The organism is Streptococcus alactolyticus (assembly GCF_012277075.1).
Classification (GTDB): Bacteria; Bacillota; Bacilli; order Lactobacillales; family Streptococcaceae; genus Streptococcus; species Streptococcus alactolyticus.
Window position 1 is genome coordinate 514571 of the sequence record NZ_JAAXMT010000005.1, and the last position, 20729, is coordinate 535299.

At 40.5% G+C, this 20729-nt stretch carries 20 protein-coding genes and 1 pseudogene; 1 reads left to right on the forward strand and 20 read right to left on the reverse strand.

The window, feature by feature from the left end; translation table 11 throughout:
• Positions 1–37: 37 nt before the first annotated feature.
• The 3 genes from HFK82_RS04425 to HFK82_RS04435 form a co-directional block, all read right to left on the reverse strand.
• Positions 38–229, reverse strand: coding sequence for a DNA-directed RNA polymerase subunit beta (locus HFK82_RS04425; RefSeq protein WP_154454299.1), 192 nt, complete (start codon positions 227–229; stop codon positions 38–40).
• Positions 230–1504 (reverse strand): UDP-N-acetylglucosamine 1-carboxyvinyltransferase, encoded by a 1275-nt coding sequence (gene murA, locus HFK82_RS04430; protein ID WP_168260943.1) that lies wholly within the window; start codon positions 1502–1504, stop codon positions 230–232.
• A gap of 63 nt (positions 1505–1567) precedes the next feature.
• Entirely contained in the window at positions 1568–1804 is a 237-nt protein-coding gene (locus HFK82_RS04435; protein ID WP_154454301.1) for a DUF1146 family protein, read from the reverse strand.
• Positions 1805–2078: 274 nt separating this feature from the next.
• On the opposite strand from HFK82_RS04435, the pseudogene HFK82_RS04440 reads away from it, so the two are divergent.
• Positions 2079–3385 (forward strand): annotated as a pseudogene (locus HFK82_RS04440) (ISL3 family transposase).
• 229 nt (positions 3386–3614) lie between these two features.
• On the opposite strand, the gene rlmD reads toward HFK82_RS04440, so the two are convergent.
• From rlmD to HFK82_RS04525, 17 genes are all read right to left on the reverse strand, one after another.
• Positions 3615–4976 carry a 23S rRNA (uracil(1939)-C(5))-methyltransferase RlmD gene (gene rlmD / locus HFK82_RS04445; protein ID WP_168260944.1) on the reverse strand — a complete coding sequence of 454 codons (1362 nt, stop codon included), beginning with the start codon at positions 4974–4976 and terminating at the stop codon, positions 3615–3617.
• Between the two features lie 63 nt (positions 4977–5039).
• Positions 5040–6419: an LCP family protein gene (locus tag HFK82_RS04450; RefSeq protein WP_168260945.1), complete on the reverse strand. Its 1380-nt coding sequence runs from the start codon at positions 6417–6419 to the stop codon at positions 5040–5042.
• 28 nt (positions 6420–6447) lie between these two features.
• Complete coding sequence (pheA, locus tag HFK82_RS04455) at positions 6448–7272, reverse strand: prephenate dehydratase (RefSeq protein ID WP_168260946.1); 825 nt, start codon at positions 7270–7272, stop codon at positions 6448–6450.
• Positions 7269–7745, reverse strand: coding sequence for a shikimate kinase (locus HFK82_RS04460; RefSeq protein WP_168260947.1), 477 nt, complete (start codon positions 7743–7745; stop codon positions 7269–7271). The genes pheA and HFK82_RS04460 overlap by 4 nt, the downstream gene beginning before the upstream one ends.
• Complete coding sequence (gene aroA, locus HFK82_RS04465) at positions 7738–9021, reverse strand: 3-phosphoshikimate 1-carboxyvinyltransferase (RefSeq protein ID WP_168260948.1); 1284 nt, start codon at positions 9019–9021, stop codon at positions 7738–7740. Before aroA ends, HFK82_RS04460 begins: the two co-directional genes overlap by 8 nt.
• A gap of 136 nt (positions 9022–9157) precedes the next feature.
• Positions 9158–10993: a translation elongation factor 4 gene (gene lepA, locus HFK82_RS04470; RefSeq protein WP_154455250.1), complete on the reverse strand. Its 1836-nt coding sequence runs from the start codon at positions 10991–10993 to the stop codon at positions 9158–9160.
• Positions 10994–11531: 538 nt separating this feature from the next.
• Positions 11532–12116, reverse strand: a complete 585-nt coding sequence (locus HFK82_RS04475) for a hypothetical protein (RefSeq protein ID WP_168260949.1) — start codon at positions 12114–12116, stop codon at positions 11532–11534.
• A 460-nt stretch (positions 12117–12576) separates the two neighbouring features.
• Positions 12577–12993 (reverse strand): nucleoside-diphosphate kinase, encoded by a 417-nt coding sequence (gene ndk / locus HFK82_RS04480; protein WP_154454356.1) that lies wholly within the window; start codon positions 12991–12993, stop codon positions 12577–12579.
• A gap of 86 nt (positions 12994–13079) precedes the next feature.
• On the reverse strand, positions 13080–13733 hold the full coding sequence (locus HFK82_RS04485) for a hypothetical protein (protein WP_168260950.1): 654 nt from the start codon (positions 13731–13733) through the stop codon (positions 13080–13082).
• A 645-nt stretch (positions 13734–14378) separates the two neighbouring features.
• Positions 14379–14801 (reverse strand): F0F1 ATP synthase subunit epsilon, encoded by a 423-nt coding sequence (locus tag HFK82_RS04490; protein ID WP_168260951.1) that lies wholly within the window; start codon positions 14799–14801, stop codon positions 14379–14381.
• A gap of 12 nt (positions 14802–14813) precedes the next feature.
• On the reverse strand, positions 14814–16220 hold the full coding sequence (atpD, locus tag HFK82_RS04495; protein ID WP_154454359.1) for a F0F1 ATP synthase subunit beta: 1407 nt from the start codon (positions 16218–16220) through the stop codon (positions 14814–14816).
• A 58-nt stretch (positions 16221–16278) separates the two neighbouring features.
• Entirely contained in the window at positions 16279–17157 is an 879-nt protein-coding gene (locus HFK82_RS04500) for a F0F1 ATP synthase subunit gamma (RefSeq protein WP_168260952.1), read from the reverse strand.
• 14 nt (positions 17158–17171) lie between these two features.
• A complete protein-coding gene (gene atpA / locus HFK82_RS04505) occupies positions 17172–18677 on the reverse strand; it encodes a F0F1 ATP synthase subunit alpha (RefSeq protein ID WP_168260953.1) in 1506 nt (501 codons plus the stop codon).
• Positions 18678–18692: 15 nt separating this feature from the next.
• A complete protein-coding gene (locus HFK82_RS04510) occupies positions 18693–19229 on the reverse strand; it encodes a F0F1 ATP synthase subunit delta (RefSeq protein ID WP_168260954.1) in 537 nt (178 codons plus the stop codon).
• Entirely contained in the window at positions 19229–19726 is a 498-nt protein-coding gene (gene atpF, locus HFK82_RS04515) for a F0F1 ATP synthase subunit B (protein WP_168260955.1), read from the reverse strand. Before atpF ends, HFK82_RS04510 begins: the two co-directional genes overlap by 1 nt.
• 20 nt (positions 19727–19746) lie before the next feature.
• Entirely contained in the window at positions 19747–20457 is a 711-nt protein-coding gene (gene atpB, locus HFK82_RS04520; protein ID WP_154454364.1) for a F0F1 ATP synthase subunit A, read from the reverse strand.
• A 30-nt stretch (positions 20458–20487) separates the two neighbouring features.
• Entirely contained in the window at positions 20488–20697 is a 210-nt protein-coding gene (locus HFK82_RS04525) for a F0F1 ATP synthase subunit C (protein WP_154454365.1), read from the reverse strand.
• Positions 20698–20729 lie beyond the last annotated feature (32 nt).

The following is a 20729-nucleotide window of genomic DNA, read 5'->3' on the forward strand; positions in this document are numbered from 1 at the left end:
GGCGATTATCCACTTTGAATTTGATAATGTGATTAACCTAACCGTTTCCAGTGAATTTTCCGATAATGGACTGCCATTTATCAAGGGATAAGATGGCTAAGGGGTTCTTACCCTCTCCAAAAACGCTGTAACCTAGCATTAAACCGATAGCTAGAAAAAGAACGCTAAGAATCACCACCACTAGAATTAAGGTTAGTTGTTTTGCAACATATTTCCAACCTGTTGTCATTTAGTCCTCGCTTACACGCTTAATATGCGCTCCTAGTTTTGCTAATTTTTCATGGAATTTGTAGTAGCCACGGTCAAGGTGAACCAATTTGCCAACTGTTGTTGTGCCTTTTGCCACCATACCAATCATAATCAAGGCAGCACTGGCACGCAAGTCTGTAGACATGACAGGTGCTCCTTGCAATTCTTTGCCTCCATGAATCATTGCTGTATCACGCAAAATCTCAGACTGCAAGCCCATGCGGCGCATTTCTTCAAGGTGTTGGAAACGATTTTCAAAAACCGTTTCAATCATGGTTGATTCGCCGTTCACAACCGCCATCAAAGCGGTAAATTGTGCCTGCATATCCGTTGGAAAACCAGGGTGGGGTAGGGTTTTAACAGTCACTGGTTTTAAGGCTGGCGTGTCCGCAATCACACGGATACCCTCTTCTTCATCAATCACTGTCACGCCCATCTCAATCAATTTCGAAATCAACGGACGATTGTGTTCCCAAATGGCATCTTTCACCAAAACATTACCTGAAGTCATGGCTGTAGCGACCATGAAAGTCCCTGCTTCAATACGGTCTTGCACCACATCGTGTTCTGCACCGCGAAGGCTTTCCACACCAGTAATGGTCAAGGTTTCTGTACCTGCTCCTCTAACCTTTGCTCCCATTTTATTTAGCAGCATGGCTAAATCAACAATTTCTGGTTCGCGTGCAGCATTTTCAATGGTTGTCACACCTTCTGCCAAAGTGGCTGCCATCATCAAGTTTTGCGTTGCTCCAACAGATGGGAAATCCATGTAAATCGTGGTTCCACGCAACTTGCCGTCAACTGTCGCAGTAATATCACCGCCAGATTGTGTGATAGTTGCTCCCATTGCCTCCAAACCTTTTAGGTGCAAGTCAATCGGACGACTTCCAATCGTGCAACCGCCTGGCATAGATACTTGGGCATGGCCGTTACGAGCCAAGATAGGTCCCAGAACAACGATAGAAGCACGCATTTTGCTCACATACTCGTAAGGAGCAACATCTAAAATTTTTCCTGATGCATCAACCTCAATGGTGTTAGTGGCTTCATCAAAATCCACTTGAATGTCCAAACCACGCACCACATGATTCATGGTAAACACATCCGAAAGAATTGGCACATTCGTAAGTACCGTCTTTCCTTCTTCTGGTAAAATGGTGGCTGCAAGAAGTGGCAAGACGGCATTTTTAGCCCCTTCAATGACCACTTCTCCTTGCAAACGCGTATGACCACCTTCTATAATAATCTTATCCAAAATGAACTCCATTCTCAATATTCTATTAACTAGAATTATATCACAGTTTTCTATTTAATGCTTTTATTGAAAGCTGAAGAAAAGTGTTTGACTCAATGTCACAATTTCCAGGATAAAATTGCTAACCAAGTAGCCAATTGCAATGCTTAAAAACAAGATAAACACTTTCAAGCGCCCGATATTATCAGGGGTGTTTTTTATCCACTTAGACCAGTCAAATAACTGCCTTAACAAAGAATTGGTCATAGCAATAAAAATGACATGACTAAATAGACTTACAGTTGTATTTAATATTTCCATAATGCCATTATAACATAAAAAAGACCTTCACAGTATCATTCCTCAAAAAGCCCTTACAACTGTAATCTTCTTGTCATAAGAAGACACAAAAAAAGCTAGACAAAGAGGCTCTATAAAAAGTCACATAACCAAGAAACCCCTGACAAATGTGGCTCTATAATTTCTGTAGTGGGTAACACCCAGTCAGAAGTTATGGAGCCTTTTCGTGCATAGAAAAAAAGCCCCATATGACTTATAATGAAAAGCGACGAAACTACTCATTAGAAAGAATCATATGGAACACTTCAATACTATCACAAAACTACTCGGAATGAAAGACCAAAATATCACAATCAACGATATTGTAGACTGTCAAACACACAAGGAAATTATAGCTTCTCTTGATTACGATGCTCCGAACTGTCCTGCTTGTGGGATAAAGATGGGGAAGTATGACTTTCAAAAAGCCTCTAAAATCCCTTATCTGGACTGTGTCGGCTTCAAGTGTCGAATCCTGCTTAAGAAGCGTCGCTTTCGCTGTTCAAACTGTCGAAAGATGCAAGTCGCTGAGACTTTTCTCGTCAAGAAGAATCATCAAATCCCGACGATCCTCAATCAAAAAATCGCTCAAAAACTCATCGAAAAGACCTCCATGACAAAAATAGCTGAGGAGCTATCGGTGTCAACCTCTACTGTCATCCGTATGCTCAACGAGTTTCAGTTTAAAACCAACTTGAATCACCTGCCTACTGTCATGAGCTGGGATGAGTATAGTTTTAAGAAAAGGAAAATGAGCTTTATCGCTCAGGATTTTGATAACAAGAATATCATCGCTATCTTAGATGGACGAACACAGGCAGTCGTCCGCAACCATTTCCTGCGTTATCACAGAAAGGTCCGTGAACGTGTACAATTCATCACTATGGATATGTATAGTCCTTACTAACAGCTGGCCAAACAGCTTTTTCCGCATGCTCAAATCGTTCTCGACCGTTTTCCCCTCGCTTTCTCATTTTTTAAGCTCGGGCTAAAATAGTCCACTGGACTAGTTTACTCCAACATCTTAGTCGTTCTATGAACCGTGTTCGTATCCAAATCATGAACCGATTTGACCGTAAATCAATAGAATATCGAGCTCTTAAACGCTACTGGAAACTGATACAGCAGGATAGTCGCAAGATGAATAACAAGCGATTTTACCGTCCAACCTTTAGAGAACATCTAACAAATAAAGAAATTCGAGATCGACTCATCAGCTATTCAGAAGAATTGAAATGTCATTACGACCTTTACCAGCTCTCACTGTTCCACTTTCAGGAGAAAAACACTGATCACTTCTTTGAGCTCATTGAAGACAATATCATGCTCGTGCATCCAATCTTTCGGACGGTTTTTCGAACCTTCCGAAAGGATAAGAAGAAAGTCATCAACGCCATTACTTTACCTTACTCTAATGCCAAACTCGAAGCTACTAACAATCTGATCAAGGTTATCAAGCGGAATGCCTATGGCTTTAGGAACTTTGAAAACTTTAAAAAACGCATTCTCATCGCTTTGAACGTCAAAAAAGAGAAAACCAATTTGGTTCTCTCTAGATGTTAGCTGGCATCAACCCACTACAGTTGACAATGAGCCAGATAAAAAAAACGAGAACACTTATTAAAATGTTCTCGCTGAACCATTATATTTATGACGTATCTATTTTTTGTCTACGCAGTCGACATCCAAACAGACGTTCACATCAATGTACTTTTTTGAACCTTTTTTATGTCAAAATCACTCTTTTCAATAAAGACAAAATATTTGAAAAAATGCTTAAAATAAAGGATTTTCACCCGTTGCTTCGTTGTAGCAACACTACGCACTCCACATGATGGGTATTTGGGAATAAATCGACGGGTTGAACTTTTTGGAGTTTGTAGCCTAACTCTTGGTAGTGTTTGATGTCACGCGCCATGGTAGCTGGGTTACATGAAATGTAGGTGATTTTGTCTGGTTGCATGGCGACGCTTGCTTTGATGAAGTTTTCAATTAAGCCTTTGCGTGGTGGATCCACCAAAATTACGCTTGGTTTAATACCTTCTTTGATCCAAGTTTCCATAGCGTGCTCGGCTGAGTCCGCCACATAATGGGTATTGGTGATGCTATTTAGGGCAGCATTGCGTTTGGCATCGGCGACAGCTTCTTCAATCACTTCGACCCCATAGACAGCTTTGACTTTTTTGGCAAATGAAAGCCCAATGGTTCCAATACCTGAATAGGCATCAATGACAATGTCTTCTGGTGTTAAATCTGAAAAATCAATAGCGGTCTGGTAAAGTTTCTCTGCCATTTCAGTATTAACTTGATAGAAAGAACGTGCTGAAATTTCGTACTGATTACCCAGCATAGTATCTACAATTGTGTCTTTTCCGTAAAGCGTTCTAAATTCCTGACCGAAAATAGCATTGGTGTTTTTGTCATTAATATTTTGAATAATGGATTTCACCGCTGGAAAGGCTGCTACGATTTTAGCGATGATTTGCTCAATACGGAATATTTTAGGGCGTGTTGTAACAAAAACCAGCATCATTTCACCTGAGTAATGACCACGACGAACCACGAGATTGCGAATCAAGCCAGTTTGAGCTTTTTCATCATACGGTTTAATATCAAATTGACGCAGCAAATCACGGGTAAATAAAATCAAGCGATCGATTTCTTTGTTTTGAATGTAAAAATCAGTAATAGGCATCAGATCATGAGAATGTTTGCGGAAAAAGCCAGTTTCTAGCTGACCGTTGACACGACGAACAGGCACTTGGGCCTTATTGCGATAAGCATAAGGATGCGCCATTCCCATAGTTTCTGCGACTTCAACATCTGAAATACCAGCTGTTTTATACAGATTATCCACGACTTGTTTGCGTTTGAATTTGAGTTGCTCTGAGTAAGCCAAATGTCCAAAATCTGCAATTCCTGTTCGCAAATAATCCACATTGACATCTTGATTACGGTAAGGCGAGAGGGTTAGGTATTCTTCAACCTTACCAAATCCAATATTTTTCTTAACTTTCAAGACACGCATCTTGATGGTTTCACCAGGAAGGGCATTTTCAACGAAAAAGACGAAGCCATCAAACTTGGCCACCCCTGCTCCTTCGTGCGATAAATCTGTGATCTCAACCTCTACAATGCTATTTTTTTCTAACATAATATCCTTTCTACTTCCTCAAAAAATAGAGAAACATCACTGTCCCTCTATTATAACATAACGCTATTCACGCAATCCCAATTCTTTTAGTTCTCGTTGATATTTATCAAAATCAATGGCAATGCCTAGACCTCCATACATATCATACTCGTCTGTCCAATCCCCTTCTGCTGGAATGGTGACTTGCTCAATGCCTTTTTGACCGCTGGTGATGACAGACAAGCCTTCCTTGAGGAAAAATGGATAAGAGATATTGGTTGAGGTAAGGGCATAGATTTTACCGATAGCCGCAGACCCTGTAAAAAGTTTGGCGGGGTCCTTGACTTGATTGATAATGGCGGTAATCACTTGTTGTTGACGTTGGGTACGGCCATAGTCCCCATTATCGTCCTTACGAAAACGTGCGTAATTGAGCAAGGTACGACCATCCATGCGTTGTTTACCAACGTTAATGGTTTGGCTAGGAACGCTACCGTCAGGCTGCATATTGAGGTCATCAGGAACTTCGACGGAAGTTACTTCTTGACCATCTACAGTACCAAATTTGGCATCTATTTCAACCCCATTTGGGAATAGCGTGTTGATGGCTTCTGCGAACGTTTCAAAATCAACCATCACGTAATATTTGATGTTGATGCCAAAATTATCCTTCAAGGTTTGGCGCATAAGATCAGCTCCTTGATTGTGATCTTGCTCACCAATATTAAAGGCGACATTTAGCTTTTGGTCATTAGTGTAATCATTGTAGCTAACACCCGGAATATTAACCAAGATATCACGCATGAAGCTCACTAATTTAATTTTGTCATCGCTATTTCCGATATTCATCACCATAATGGTATCGGTTCTGGCATCAGACGAGCCTTGGGTCACCCGCTGGTCACTTCCCAAAATCAAAATATTGGTGCCGTCAGGACTATTTTCACCGTGAAACGTTTCCGTCACGCCAGGGGTGTAATTGGTATTGCCCTCTGATACATCACGCACTCCCTTGAAAAACATATAAATCATGCCAGCCATGGTTGCCACCACAAGCAAAGCTAGCCATTTCATCAAGCGTTTAAAGAAGTGCCGTTTCTTCTTTTTTGGTCTTTCTCCAGACACATCTGTAAAACGGCAGGCACGTTTGGCTTTTTTAGAACGCTTGGGAGGGGCTTCGTCTGGATATTTGGGAAGTCCTGGTGCGGTCCATTGCTTCTCATCTTCCCAATTCGCATAGTCATCGTAGCCATCATAAGCTTGATCATTAACCTCCTGATAAATAGGACGTGGGTCATGAGGCGCAGCTGGTTGGGTATAATGGGAGGGACTAGAGATGCTCGCTAATTTTTTTTGATAAAGGTAATCAAACTCCTGCTTCTCACGCTCGCTTAAATATTCAAGATTTCGTAACAGGTATTGATACCGCAATTCCTCGTGGCGACTTAAACGATTTTCTACCATTTTATCATACCAGTCCTTCACTTTCTAATCATAAACAATAGACGTCATATATCCCCATAACATTGTAAGTAATACCTAAAACACGCAATTCTTCTAAGGCAAAAGTCACCAAATCATGATTGCTATTATCCACATCAACGATGAAAAAATACTCCCCCAATGCCGTTTTCAAAGGACGGCTTTCAATTTTAGTCAAATCAAGGCCCCGCCAAGCAAAAACAGACAAGGCTTTGTAGAGAGCTCCAGGGAGATTGTCAGGAAGAGTTAATGCCAAGGATATTTTTTGCGTGTCTTTGATCAGATCAAAGACATAAGGTTCATGCCCTAGCACCCAAAAACGCGTGTAATTTTCATCTATTTCCTGAATGTCCTTGCCGATGATTTCCAAATCATATTCTTTAGCTGCTGCCACGGGAGCAATAGCTGCGTAAGGTTTGTCTGGGTGTTCTGCGATAAAACGCGCAGCGTAAGCCGTGCTAGCAGTCACTTCAATTTGTGCATGGGGGTAATGGCTTTTGATGTATTTTTTCCCTTGGGCAATGGCTTGCGGATGTGAGAAGATTTTTCCGACAGGCTTATCCTGTGCCGTTGCTAATAATTGTTGCTTAATGGGTTGAATCACTTCTGCAATGGCACTAATATCCGTTTGATGAAACAAGTAATCTAGGGTTTCATGCACCGAGCCTTCAATCGAATTTTCAACGGGGATAATAGCATAATCCACCAAGCCTTCCTCATAAGATTTAATGACTTCGGTGATATTTGCAAAAGGGATACGGTCAGCTTTTGGAAAGGCTTTGACCGCAACATTGTGTGTAAACGAACCGCTTGGTCCTAGGTAACCAACTTTCATCCGATTTCCTCAATAATGTCTTTGGGCGTTTTACCAGCTACTTCAATAATACGGTTGGCAACTGATTCGTACAAGTCTTGGCGCCCATCAAAAATCGCCTTGAAGTCTTCTTTGCTATTATTGACAAATAGCGGACGCACATTTTTAGTGTCTTTTTGGATACGATTATAGAGCGTGTCAAAATCTGCTTTCAAGTAAATGGTTTCAGGATTTTCTGCCAAAAGTGCTCGGTTAGCCGCACTGGTTACAATGCCACCACCTGTTGCAATCACTCGGTCAGACGCTATCAATTCTGCCAAAACTTGTGATTCAATCTCACGAAAACGGGCTTCGCCTTCTTTTTCAAAAAAATCTGCAATAGGCATTCCGATGCGCTCTACAATCACTGCATCCATATCAACGTAATCCTCATCTAACAAAGAAGAAATGGTTGTTTTGCCTGAGCCCATAAAACCGATAATAATTCTAGCCATGTGTCAGTAACTCCAAATCTTTGAAGAAGCTTGGGTAGCTAGTGTTGATGGCTTCTGAACGGTCCAGTTCGACCTCACCATCTGCTACCAAAAGAGCCGCAATTGCCGTCATCATGCCGATGCGGTGGTCCCCAAAAGTATTGATGCTTGCACCATGAAGCGGCGTTTTGCCTTCGATAATCATACCGTCATCTGTTGGCGTAATATTGGCGCCCATAGCATTCAAGGCATCCGCAACCACTTGAATACGGTCAGTTTCTTTCACTTTCAATTCTTCCGCATCGCGAATCACAGTTCTTCCCTCGGCTTGGGTCGCCAAAAGGGCAATAATTGGCAACTCATCAATCAAACGTGGAATGATTTCGCCACCGATTTCTGTCCCGTGAAGGTCGGAAGTTTCTACCGTGATTGTCGCTGATTTGGCAATATCGTCCACATCTGACAGGCTTAGTTGACCGCCCATGGCTTCAATCACATCAAGAATACCCGTGCGTGTTTCATTGATACCAACGTTTTCAAGCCTTATTTTCGCATTTGGAACAATGAGCCCTGCAACCAACCAAAAGGCTGCTGAGGAAATATCACCTGGCACCACCACTTCTTGTCCAAGCAATTCTTGCCCGCCAGTGATACGGATTTCCTTACCATTGACATCAATTGAGCCACCGAATTGAACAATCATGTCTTCTGTGTGGTTGCGCGTGTGTTCTTTTTCGATGATAACGGATTCACCGTCAGCCTGCAAAGCTGCGAAAATAAGGGCTGATTTGACCTGAGCAGATGCCACAGGCAATTGATAGTGAATTGGTTTCAATTTTTTATTACCATGCATAGTCAATGGTGGCAAATCACGTTCTGTCTGTCCTGAAACCTCAACCCCCATTTGACGAAGGGGAATAGTCACACGGTCCATTGGACGTTTTGACAAACTGTCGTCCCCAAACATCTCAATGCTAAAGTCTTGCCCTGCTAAAACTCCAGAAATCAAGCGAATAGACGTTCCAGAATTGCCCATATCCAAAGATTTTTGAGGTGCCTTTAGCCCGTCAAAACCTACACCTGTAATGGTCACACGGTCACCGTCATCTTGAATGTCAACACCTAAATCACGAAAAGCTTGCATAGTTGATAGAACATCTTCCCCACGTAAAATATCATGAATCGTCGTTTGACCTTTGGCAAGGCTACCAAACATAATCGAGCGATGACTGATTGATTTATCTCCTGGAACTCTCACCGTTCCCTTTAATTGCGATACATTGATTAATAATTTCATGCCGTTCTCCCAAGATACATTTAGATTTATTTTACCAAAAATAGATAAAAATTTGAATGATTGACTAAGTTTCTGTACCTAAAAAGCGCTCAGAAACACATCCGAGCGCAACTAAATACGAGGTGTTCTGATAAGATTAGTTTTTACTGTTGTCATCGTCCATTGACAAGACAGACAAGAAAGCTTCTTGTGGAACTTCCACAGAACCAATCGCCTTCATGCGTTTCTTACCAGCTTTTTGTTTTTCAAGTAATTTCCGTTTACGCGAGACGTCACCACCGTAACATTTTGCCAACACGTTTTTACGAAGAGCTTTGATATCCGAACGGGCCACGATTTTATGACCGATAGCCGCTTGAATTGGCACTTCAAATTGTTGACGTGGAATGATTTTCTTCAATTTTTCGACAATCAATTTACCACGCTCATAGGCAAATTCGTTGTGCACGATAAAGCTAAGGGCATCGACCTTATCACCATTAAGCAAGATATCCATTTTCACCAGTTTTGATTTACGGTAATCTGAAATTTCGTAATCGAAGCTCGCATAGCCACGTGTTGATGATTTCAATTTATCAAAGAAATCAAAAACAATTTCGGCAAGTGGAATATGATAAATAACATTAACCCGATTATCATCAATGTAGTCCATGGTCACAAAATCACCACGTTTGCGCTGAGCCAATTCCATAACAGCTCCAACGAATTCTTGTGGCACCATGATTTGAGCTTTTACATAAGGCTCCTCGATGCTGGCTACTTTGGTTGGTTCTGGGAATTCTGATGGATTTGACACTTCAAGCATATCCCCGTCTGTCGTATTGACATGATAAACAACGGACGGCGCTGTCATAATCAAATCAATGTTAAACTCACGTTCCAAACGTTCTTGAATAACATCCATGTGCAACAAACCAAGGAAACCACAACGGAAACCAAAACCCAGAGCTTGTGAGGTTTCAGGTTCAAATTGAAGACTGGCATCATTTAATTGCAGTTTTTCAAGGGCTTCACGCAAGTCATTGTACTTGTTTGACTCAATCGGATAAAGCCCTGCAAACACCATTGGGTTCATTTGTTTATAGCCATGAAGCGGGTTATCTGCTGGATTATCAGCTAAGGTAATAGTATCCCCAACGCGCGTGTCTGCAACGGTCTTGATAGAAGCCGCGATATAACCAACGTCACCTGTTGCTAGGAAATCACGTCCAATAGCTTTTGGAGTGAAAATACCAACTTCAGTAACGTCAAAGGTTTTTCCGTTTGACATCAATTGAATTTTGTCACCAGGTTTAACCATACCGTTGACAATACGCACCTGCAAAATAACACCACGGTAAGCGTCATAAACCGAGTCAAAAATTAAAGCTTGTAGTGGTGCCTCCACATCTCCTGATGGAGCTGGAACGTATTCCACGATTTGCTCGAGGATTTCCTCAATCCCAATTCCCGCTTTAGCCGATGCCAAAACGGCCTCTGAAGCATCTAATCCAATCACATCTTCAATTTCTTGACGCACACGCTCTGGGTCCGCTGCTGGCAAATCAATTTTGTTGATAACCGGCAAAATTTCCAAATCATTATCAAGAGCTAAGTAAACATTGGCGAGGGTTTGCGCCTCGATACCTTGAGCAGCATCCACAACCAAAATAGCCCCCTCACACGCAGCAAGTGAACGCGATACCTCATAAGAAAAGTCAACGTGTCCTGGCGTGTCAATCAAGTGAAAAATATAAGTTTCGCCATCTTTAGCTGTATAGTTCAACTCAATCGCATTAAGCTTAATCGTGATACCACGCTCACGCTCCAAATCCATGCTATCTAGCAGTTGTGCCTGCATTTCACGACTCGAAACCGTTTCAGTCTTTTCCAAAATACGGTCCGCCAAAGTCGACTTCCCATGGTCAATATGTGCAATAATAGAGAAATTACGAATCTTCTCTTGACGTTTTTTTAATTCTTGAATATCCATTTTAAAATCCTATAATATTAGTCACTACTCCTATTATACCAAATTACCAAAAACGTCGCCATAGAAAGTTGTTAAGACCTAAAAAGCAAAGCCTATCATGCGACAAACACCCGCATAGAAAATAGCATCACACCTGTTTTTGATTTATTTTCAAGAAAGTAAACGTGGTTATAGTTAGGTGAGTTAGATATCTGAAAACTAGCTATACAAGGAAAAATATTTGACAATAGAGTATTTTAAAATATCATACAAGAAAATAGAGGTTAAGAATCTGTCAACAACACACCGCTTTATTAGCCAGTCGATAAATGTGGGAGCTCCGACAGTCCCACCTATCTTATTGATTTGCTGTACTTAGAGTTAAGCTAGGCGCTTTTTAAAACCTTAGCTAAATAAGCGTTTTATTAAAAGTTTGCAGCTATTTAAATCAATTGCTAAAGCATACACTGTAGTGTTTTGGTTTACGGCTACTTAAATCTTGAGAACACAAAAACTCAGCCCTCATCATTTTTATCACACTATTAATATAGTGTCAATCTCATCCTTCTCTTTCTGTAACAAAGTAATTCCAGTTTTCTTCAAGGCTAGAATTTGGTGTATTGTCAGGATCATAGTAGCGTAGCCAATAAAGAAATTCTTTTGTAATATTGTATGGACCAGTCAGAATAGAGTCTTTAGTTGCCACAATTGGTTTACCATCGGCCATAGTTCCTTCGCGTTCCAATCTATAAACTGAATATACAATTTCTGATCCTGATCTCACTCCTCCTGGTGCCACAATATAGTAGCCACCATCTTTGAAAATAGAAGGATCAGTGCCAAGTCCGACAACATCAGTTAGATAAATAATGTTACTGGATGCTGTATTGGTTTCAGTTTCAGTTACTGCTTCTTCATGATAACCATCGTCACCCCCTGTTTCACTAGTAGAAATTATAGATTGAGAGGTTTCAGTAGTACTAGAAATAGTATCACTAGTAGAAGTTGTATATTGAGAAGTTTCATCAGTAAATATACCACCTCCGTAATGTGATGGTCGTAGATAAGTGTAAGTCACAAATCCTCCTATAGAGAGAGCAAAAATTGTTAAAGCTATTGCTGTGATTGTCTGCCATTTTTTCATGATATCCACGCTTTCTAGCTATATACTATGCGTTCGACAGTGAATGATAAAAGATATAAATGTTTTTCTGTATTTTTTATAAACATCATCGCTGTATCACAATACTTGAAATCAATAGCGTACCTAGTTGGTTAATTACCGCTTGTGCATAACACAAACAACGATGCTGTTTGATACTGATGAAGTTTTACAGCTACTTAAAAATTGCAACCCCAATTGCCAATTATTTTTGTTTACCTTTCAAATATAATCGTAGTTCATCTCCTTCTTTTTTACACAATAGCTATTGCCAAGAACATCTATACGTATTTTGTAGATAGAAAGATTTGGTTTGTTTAAACTTTTTAAACATTGTCCACTTTTAGCGCTTTACCCAGGACTTCTATTAACTTTTTTGCAATCCCTTTCATTGTACCTTTTTGCAAACAAAAAAGCAAACACTTTCAAGTGCTTGCTTTCATTATTCGCCAAACCAAAGGGAAATTTCGCGTTCGGCTGATTCCGGTGAATCTGAACCGTGAACGACGTTGAAGGTTGCGCCACCTTCATCTGGGGCTTGTGCGTAGTCGCCTCGGATTGTTCCTGGAAGAGCTTCTTTAGGATTTGTTGCTCCCATCATAGTGCGCCATGAGCCAATCACTTGGTTCCCTGACAAGACACCTGTGATAAGTGGTCCACTTGTCATAAAATCAACAATTTGTGGGAAAAATGGTCGGTCAACCAAATCTTCATAGTGTTTTTCTAACAACTCTGGAGTAGCCATACGCATTTCAAGTTTTTCAATCTTGAATCCTCGTCTTTCAATGCGATGCAACACTTCACCGACTAATCCACGTCTGACACCATCTGGCTTAATCATAAAGAATGTTTTTTCCATGTAAACAATCCAACCTATCTAAATAAATTCTTCTCTATTTTACCATAAAAAGTAGGGTTTGAAAAATCTAAGCCTTTAAATCACTTCTAGTCTGCCACCTTGTAATAACACAAACTATCATCCGCGAATTCATAGCCATTGCTACGATTGCTGGTAAAATACAAACGGTCACGACTGGCATCTGAAGAGCCGCTTGCACGCCCAGCTTCTAACAACACAAGAACATTGATTCTCATAACACTATCATCTTCAAACTGACAATAAATGTACGGATAGCCATTAACAGATTGTAAACCACCTACAAGCGATACAAAACCAACTCCAGAATTAGCATTGTAACTGTAGCCATCAGGCTGGATAATGATGGTATCCGAACCATCTCCAGTCGTCCATGTGCCAGCCAAAGAAGCGTAATTTCCCACAGCTAGTTCTTCTAACTGTATTCCAGTCGGCTGAGACACCGAAGCCTCATCTTGACTACTACTTGGTGTGGTCTGATTATCAAAACTTTCAGTTTCTGTAGTAATTGACTGTGTTGAAGAACTACTTAACTCTGTTTGAGTGCTACTTTCTGAGATGGACGTTGAGGTGAAAGTCGAGCTAGATGATGCTTTTTGCGTTTGGCTAGTAGTAGATACGGTTGTTTTGGAATTTGTTTGAAGCGATTGGAACTTATGACAAGCTGATAAGCCCACACAAGACAAGGCCAACAAACATAAAAAGACTTTTCTCATATCCATTTATCCCCTCTCTTACAATCAGTAAATATTTATCGTTCCTAAACCACCCTAATTGTAACATAAAAAACAAGTTTATGATATCGTTTTCAATTGTGCTTTTATATTTTTCCTAAACAAAAAAACAAGCGCTTTTATACGCTCGTTCAATTAACAACACAGCTCTAAAACTTCCGAAATTCGTTAGTCTCATAATTATATGTTTTGGAACCATTCGAAACAACACAGCTCTAAAACTCGTGGACCATTTTTTCTCACAAGATTTCGTAATCGCGCTATTCGTCCACAGCAGAACTTCAGCTCCGAACGATCCCATTAATAAAATCGAATTTTAATTATTTCCATTATACCATAAAATCAGTTTATCTAACAGCGATTTTAAAAAAGCAAGATATTTGAAAGTTCTAAAATGAAATTAGCCACTTGAGCACTTGAGTGTATCAAAAAACATCTCAGAGAGATATAATTGTAATCACCACAACAACAATTAGAAGGACTCTGAGATGCAAGACTATTATACACCAAAAGGTAAACATTTAACACTAGCAGACCGTAGAAAAAAGAGAAAACCAATTGGTTCTCTCTCGATGTTAGCTTTTCATCACCCCACTACAGTTGACAAAGAGCCGGTTAAAGTAAAGATTTCTCTTACTTTTTATTATTTCCCACGCTAATGCGGTTCAATGCCCGACGAAGAGCAACTTGGGCACGACGCACCTCATCGATATCATGGTTACTTTGTGCTTTTTCCAAGCTACGTTCAGCACGAATTTTAGCACGTTCGGCACGGCTAACGTCAATATCGCGTTCACGTTCAGCAGAATCAGCGACAATAGTGACATGATTATCTTTGACTTCGATAACACCACCGTTGATGGCAATCCAGTCCACGTGATTTTCATCATCCGTACGACGGATTTTCATTTCATGGACTGTCAAAGGGGCAATGAGGTTGATATGGTCTGGCAAAATCCCCATCTCACCGTCAGGTGTTTTGATTGAAATATAATTAGCATGGTGATCATAGCGAATTCCATCGGGTGTTATCACCTGAACAGTCATATATGTCATGGCATCACCTCATTAGTAGTTCATTTTTTTCGCTTTTTCAACAACATCCTCGATTGGACCCACGTTACGGAAAGCATCTTCTGGAAGATCATCGTATTTACCTTCCAAAATTTCCTTGAATCCACGAACTGTTTCAGCTACGGGAACGTATGAACCAGGCATACCTGTAAATTGTTCCGCAACGTTAAAGTTTTGTGACAAGAAGAATTGAATACGACGTGCACGTCCAACCAATGTTTTTTCTTCATCAGACAATTCGTCCATACCAAGAATGGCAATGATGTCTTGCAATTCACGGTAACGTTGAAGAACACGTTGCACTTCTGTCGCAACATCGTAGTGCTCTTGACCAACAATTTCTGGTGCAAGCGCACGTGAACTTGAAGCAAGTGGGTCAACGGCTGGGTAAATCCCCATTTGAGTCAACTTACGTTCAAGGTTGGTTGTTGAATCCAAGTGAGCGAATGCTGTTGCTGGCGCTGGGTCAGTGTAGTCATCGGCTGGCACGTAGATGGCTTGAATAGAGGTTACAGAACCTTTTTTCGTAGATGTGATACGTTCTTGCAATTGACCCATTTCAGTAGCCAAGGTTGGTTGGTAACCAACGGCTGATGGCATACGTCCAAGAAGGGCAGATACTTCTGAACCGGCTTGGGTGAAACGGAAGATATTGTCAATGAAAAGAAGCACGTCTTGGCCTTCAACATCACGGAAGTATTCAGCGATAGTCAAACCAGTAAGGGCTACACGCATACGTGCTCCAGGTGGTTCATTCATTTGACCAAAGACCATGGCTGTTTTTTCAATAACGCCAGATTCTTTCATTTCCCAGTAAAGGTCATTCCCTTCACGTGTACGTTCCCCAACACCGGTAAATACTGAAATACCACCGTGTTCTTGGGCAATGTTATGAATCAATTCTTGGATAAGAACTGTTTTACCAACACCGGCACCACCGAAAAGACCGACTTTACCACCTTTAAGGTATGGCGCTAAAAGGTCGATAACTTTGATTCCTGTTTCAAGGATTTCAGATGATGTTGATAATTCATCAAAAGCTGGTGCTTTTTTGTGGATAGGTTCACGAGGAGCGTCTTCAGCAAATGGTTCTTCAAGGTCAATAGTGTCCCCAAGAACATTAAAGACGCGACCTAGTGTTTCTGTCCCAACAGGCACGCTAATAGCACGACCTGTATCAAAAACTTCTAATCCACGTGTAAGCCCATCGGTTGATTCCATAGCAATTGTACGAATAATACCGTCACCGAGTTCAAGAGCAACTTCGAGAACGATTTTTTTCGATTTATCGCCATCTTTATAAACAATCAATGCATTATTAATCTCAGGTAATTTGTCACCAGCATCGAACGCGACGTCAACGACTGGACCAACAACCTGAGCAATTTTGCCTGAGCTCATGTTTTTCTCCTTTTAGATTTTTTAGAAATACGGTTTTGCTAGAAAACAGATTTCTCTTTTATTCTAGTGCATTAGCACCCGCTACAATTTCTGTAATTTCTTGTGTAATAGCTGCTTGACGCGCACGGTTGTACTGAATCGTCAAATCGTTAATAATACTTTTGGCGTTATCAGTAGCCGTTTGCATGGCTGTCATACCAGCGGCATGTTCAGCAGTTTTCGCATCTACAATTGCCCCGTAAATAAGGCTTTCCGTGTATTGCGGCAACAATTGTTCCAAAATCATTTCACGGTCTGGTTCCAATTCAAAACCAGATGTGCCTTCTTCTGCTGCTTCATTGGCATCCAATTCTGCGATAGGAAGCATTTGTTGAACACGAACCTGACTGGTTAAGCTATTCACATGATGGTTATAACAAACGTACAACTCATCAAATAACTCGTTTTTATACATTTCAACAGACTGCGAAATGATGTTACCAACTTGTTCAAATGACGGTTGGTCTTCAAGGCCTCGCAATTCAAAGACAACATTCATGCCACGGGCTTTAAAGAAATCAGCACCGATACCACCAATAGCGATGATGGCATAGTTATCATTGTCCGCATGGTACTCTGCAATCAAATCCATCATGGCTTTCAAGATTTTTGAATTGTATCCGCCAACCAAACCTTTGTCTGAGGTAATCACGATATAACCTGTTTTTTTCACTGGACGTGACACCAACATTGGATTGCTAGAACCACTTGTCAATTCAGATTTTAAAAGATCCGTAGTGATTTGGCGAATTTTTGAAGCATAGATTTGGAAATCTTTTGCAGCCTGCTCAGATTTGGTCAATTTGGCTGCTGATACCATTTTCATGGCACCAGTAATATGACTTGTTTTCTGAGTTGAAACGATTTTCCCTTTAATTTCACTAAGAGAGCCTGCCATATGCTTACCCCCTCTTATTTGAATTCAGATTGTTCTTTAAAAGCTTGAATAGCAGCGTCTAAAACTGATTCTTCTGGTAAATCTTTCGTTGTACGGATGGTTTCAAAAATAGATTCGTAATGAGCGTCAAAGTAATCATACAAAGCTTGCTCGAAATCTAAGATATCGCTAACTGGCACATCATCTAAGAAACCATGAGTTAGTGCATACAAGATAACAACTTGTTTTTCAACTGGAAGTGGTTTGTGAACAGGTTGTTTAAGCACTTCAACGGTACGACGTCCACGGTTCAATTTCGCTTGTGTAGCAGCATCCAAATCAGAACCAAATTGCGTGAAGGCTTCCAATTCACGGTAAGAAGCCAAGTCAAGACGAAGAGTACCAGCTACTTTCTTCATGGCTTTGATTTGCGCAGAACCACCAACACGTGATACTGAAGAACCCGCATCAATCGCAGGACGAACACCTGAGTTGAAGAGATTTTCTTGCAAGAAAATTTGTCCGTCAGTAATCGAAATCACGTTTGTCGCGATGTAAGCTGAGATGTCCCCTGCTTGTGTTTCGATGAATGGAAGGGCTGTGATAGAACCACCACCAAGTTCATCTGAAACTTTCGCTGAACGTTCTAGCAAACGGCTGTGTAGATAGAAAACGTCACCTGGGTAGGCTTCACGTCCTGGTGGACGACGAAGAAGAAGGGACAGTTCACGGTAAGCAACCGCTTGTTTTGACAAATCATCGTAAACAATCAAAACGTGTTTGCCGTTATACATGAATTCTTCTGCCATTGCAACACCAGCATAAGGTGCGATGTAAAGCAATGGTGATGGTTGTGAAGCTGAGGCTGTCACAACGATTGTATAATCTAGGGCACCGTATTTACGAAGGGTTTCAACTTGTGTACGAACGGTTGATTCTTTTTGACCGATAGCGACATAGATACAAATCATATCTTGTCCTTTTTGGTTCAAAATCGCATCAATCGCAACAGATGTTTTACCTGTTTGGCGGTCACCGATAATCAATTCACGTTGACCACGTCCAATTGGAACCAAGGCGTCAATAGCTTTCAAGCCTGTTTGAAGAGGTTCAGAAACTGATTTACGTTGCATAACACCTGGAGCAGGTGCTTCAACAGGACGAGTGGCTGTGGTTTTAATGTCACCAAGACCATCCACAGGTTGACCAAGTGGGTTAACAACACGTCCAATAAGGGCTTCACCTACTGGCACTTCCATGATTTTACCTGTGCGTTTTACCACATCGCCTTCACGGATTGTAGAGAAATCTCCTAAAATGATGATACCAACATCATTGGTTTCAAGGTTTTGAGCCATACCAAAGGCACCATTTGAAAATTCAAGAAGTTCCCCACTCATCGTGTTATCAAGACCACGAGCACGTGCGATACCATCACCGATATAAGTGACCACACCAGTTTCTGTGACGTCAAAATTTGGCTGGAAGTTTTCAATTTGTTTTTTAATTAAAGCGCTAATTTCTTGTGCATTAATTGCCAAAAGTCACACCACTTTCTATTTCAAATTCATTTTTAATTCTTGTAATTGATGCTGAATGCTTGTATCAATTACTGTGTTGTTCACATTGATGATAAAGCCACCAAGAATAGCCTCATCAATATTTTCAATCAATTTTCCTACTGTTATTCCAAATTTTTTGGAGATTAACGCTAGGATACGTTCTTTTTGGTTAGGTGTCAAAGCAACAGCTGTTGTCACCACAGCATCATGTTGATTGCTTGCGATAGCCATTTGCGCTTTGACTTCCTTCAAAATCACTTCTAAGAACGCTTCTCTTTCGTTTTGTAAAATTACCTCAAGAAAATTGTTCATATAAACTGAACTAGACTCTTGAAACAACCTAACAAGTTTTACTTTTTCATCACGCGAAACAGCTATACTTGATAAAAATTTAGCTAAACGTGTTTGCTGAAAAACAGATAATACGGCGTCTGTTTCTTCTTGAAGCGCTGCTAATTGATCTTTTTCAATAGCTACTTCAACGAAACTTTTGGCATACTGTTCAACAAGCGCTACTGTTTTTTTATCCATTAGGCATCTCCTAGCTTATCAAGATAACTATCAATGAGATCGCTTTGAGCTTCCTTATCAAGCGTTGTCGCCATGATTTTTTCTGCCAACATTACGGTTAAATCAGCAACATCACCTTTAACACTTGATAGGGCTTCTACCTTACTGAGTGCGATGTCTTGATTAGCTTTTTCTTTCAAACGTTTAGCTTCTTCATGCGCTTGAGCAACGATTTTAGCTTCTTGATTTTTACCAGTTTCTTTGGCATCATCAATGATTTGCGTTGCTTCCAAACGTGCACCAGCTAATTCTGTTTGACGCTTAGCGGCCAAATCTTCAGCCTCTTCACGAGCTGCTTTGGCATCATCAATATCATTGGCGATTTTCTCTTCACGAGCCTTAAAAATGCCTGTAATTTGGTTCCAAGCAAATAATTTAACGAGAACAAGCAAGAGAAGAAAAGAGCCAGTTACAATAATAATGTTACCAAGACTTGTGCTATTAATAAGCGTTGACATAAATACTTTCTCCTTTCTTATTATTCTTTGTGATTCACTTTGTCACCAACGTAAACAGATGACAAAATGACAAATACATAGGCTTGAATACAAGATATCATGATCGAAAATCCTGTCCAAACAACATTCAAGGCGAATGCTATTGGCCATGCAAAGATACTAGTATCTGAAAATTGCACCAACAATCCTAAAATGATTTCACCGGCAAAGATATTACCATAAAGACGAAGCGTCAACGAAATGATGTTCGTAAACTGCTCCAGAATATTCATTGGTAACATTGCTGGCGTTGGTGAGAGGTATTCTTTCAAATACTCCTTAAAACCATTTTTACGCACACCTTCAACGTGGATAACAACAGCCATCATCAAAGACAATCCAAAGTTGTAGGCTGCGTTAGAGGTTGGAGATGACCAAAAGTTGTAGCCACCAATTTCAATTTTTGCGACTAGCCCTATGTTGTTGGCAATCACTAAGAAAAAGAATAAACTAAAGAAGAGGAGACTGTAGTTGCTAGTATAGCGACCAAGATTGGGTTTAATAATTCCTTGTACGAACTCATACACCCACTCTAACACATTTTGTTTTCCTTTTGGTTTCAATTGCATATTGCGGCTTGAAATAAAGATAATCAAAAATGTAATGAGCACTGTCAACAGTGACATTGAGAGAATGGTTAAGTCAAAATCAATCCCAAAGAGTTGCGCTGTTGGATTCACAGAAGTTTCCAATTCTACCCCCCCTTAAAGATATACCAACTGTTATCTAGTCGTTACGAAGAATGTACAAGCAAGAAGTACGAAGAATGTACCTTCGATGAAGGCAATCCCTAAGAACATAAGTGTTTGTAATTTGCTAAACATTTCTGGTTGACGTGCAGCTGATTTGGCTACATTGGCTACTAGGATACCTTCACCGATACTGACACCTAGAACACCAAAACCAAGTGCTAAAATAGCTAAATTCAACATGATATGAATCTCCTTTATAAATTTTTTTACTC

What these genes read in the sequence shown, in the direction of transcription:
- HFK82_RS04425 (WP_154454299.1), bottom strand. Translation starts at nt 229, where the DNA reads ATGACAACAGGTTGGAAATATGTTGCAAAACAACTAACCTTAATTCTA.
- HFK82_RS04435 (WP_154454301.1), bottom strand. Translation starts at nt 1,804, where the DNA reads ATGGAAATATTAAATACAACTGTAAGTCTATTTAGTCATGTCATTTTT.
- rlmD (WP_168260944.1), bottom strand. Translation starts at nt 4,976, where the DNA reads ATGTTAGAAAAAAATAGCATTGTAGAGGTTGAGATCACAGATTTATCG.
- HFK82_RS04450 (WP_168260945.1), bottom strand. Translation starts at nt 6,419, where the DNA reads ATGGTAGAAAATCGTTTAAGTCGCCACGAGGAATTGCGGTATCAATAC.
- pheA (WP_168260946.1), bottom strand. Translation starts at nt 7,272, where the DNA reads ATGAAAGTTGGTTACCTAGGACCAAGCGGTTCGTTTACACACAATGTT.
- HFK82_RS04460 (WP_168260947.1), bottom strand. Translation starts at nt 7,745, where the DNA reads ATGGCTAGAATTATTATCGGTTTTATGGGCTCAGGCAAAACAACCATT.
- aroA (WP_168260948.1), bottom strand. Translation starts at nt 9,021, where the DNA reads ATGAAATTATTAATCAATGTATCGCAATTAAAGGGAACGGTGAGAGTT.
- lepA (WP_154455250.1), bottom strand. Translation starts at nt 10,993, where the DNA reads ATGGATATTCAAGAATTAAAAAAACGTCAAGAGAAGATTCGTAATTTC.
- HFK82_RS04475 (WP_168260949.1), bottom strand. Translation starts at nt 12,116, where the DNA reads ATGAAAAAATGGCAGACAATCACAGCAATAGCTTTAACAATTTTTGCT.
- ndk (WP_154454356.1), bottom strand. Translation starts at nt 12,993, where the DNA reads ATGGAAAAAACATTCTTTATGATTAAGCCAGATGGTGTCAGACGTGGA.
- HFK82_RS04485 (WP_168260950.1), bottom strand. Translation starts at nt 13,733, where the DNA reads ATGGATATGAGAAAAGTCTTTTTATGTTTGTTGGCCTTGTCTTGTGTG.
- HFK82_RS04490 (WP_168260951.1), bottom strand. Translation starts at nt 14,801, where the DNA reads ATGACATATATGACTGTTCAGGTGATAACACCCGATGGAATTCGCTAT.
- atpD (WP_154454359.1), bottom strand. Translation starts at nt 16,220, where the DNA reads ATGAGCTCAGGCAAAATTGCTCAGGTTGTTGGTCCAGTCGTTGACGTC.
- HFK82_RS04500 (WP_168260952.1), bottom strand. Translation starts at nt 17,157, where the DNA reads ATGGCAGGCTCTCTTAGTGAAATTAAAGGGAAAATCGTTTCAACTCAG.
- HFK82_RS04510 (WP_168260954.1), bottom strand. Translation starts at nt 19,229, where the DNA reads ATGGATAAAAAAACAGTAGCGCTTGTTGAACAGTATGCCAAAAGTTTC.
- atpF (WP_168260955.1), bottom strand. Translation starts at nt 19,726, where the DNA reads ATGTCAACGCTTATTAATAGCACAAGTCTTGGTAACATTATTATTGTA.
- HFK82_RS04525 (WP_154454365.1), bottom strand. Translation starts at nt 20,697, where the DNA reads ATGTTGAATTTAGCTATTTTAGCACTTGGTTTTGGTGTTCTAGGTGTC.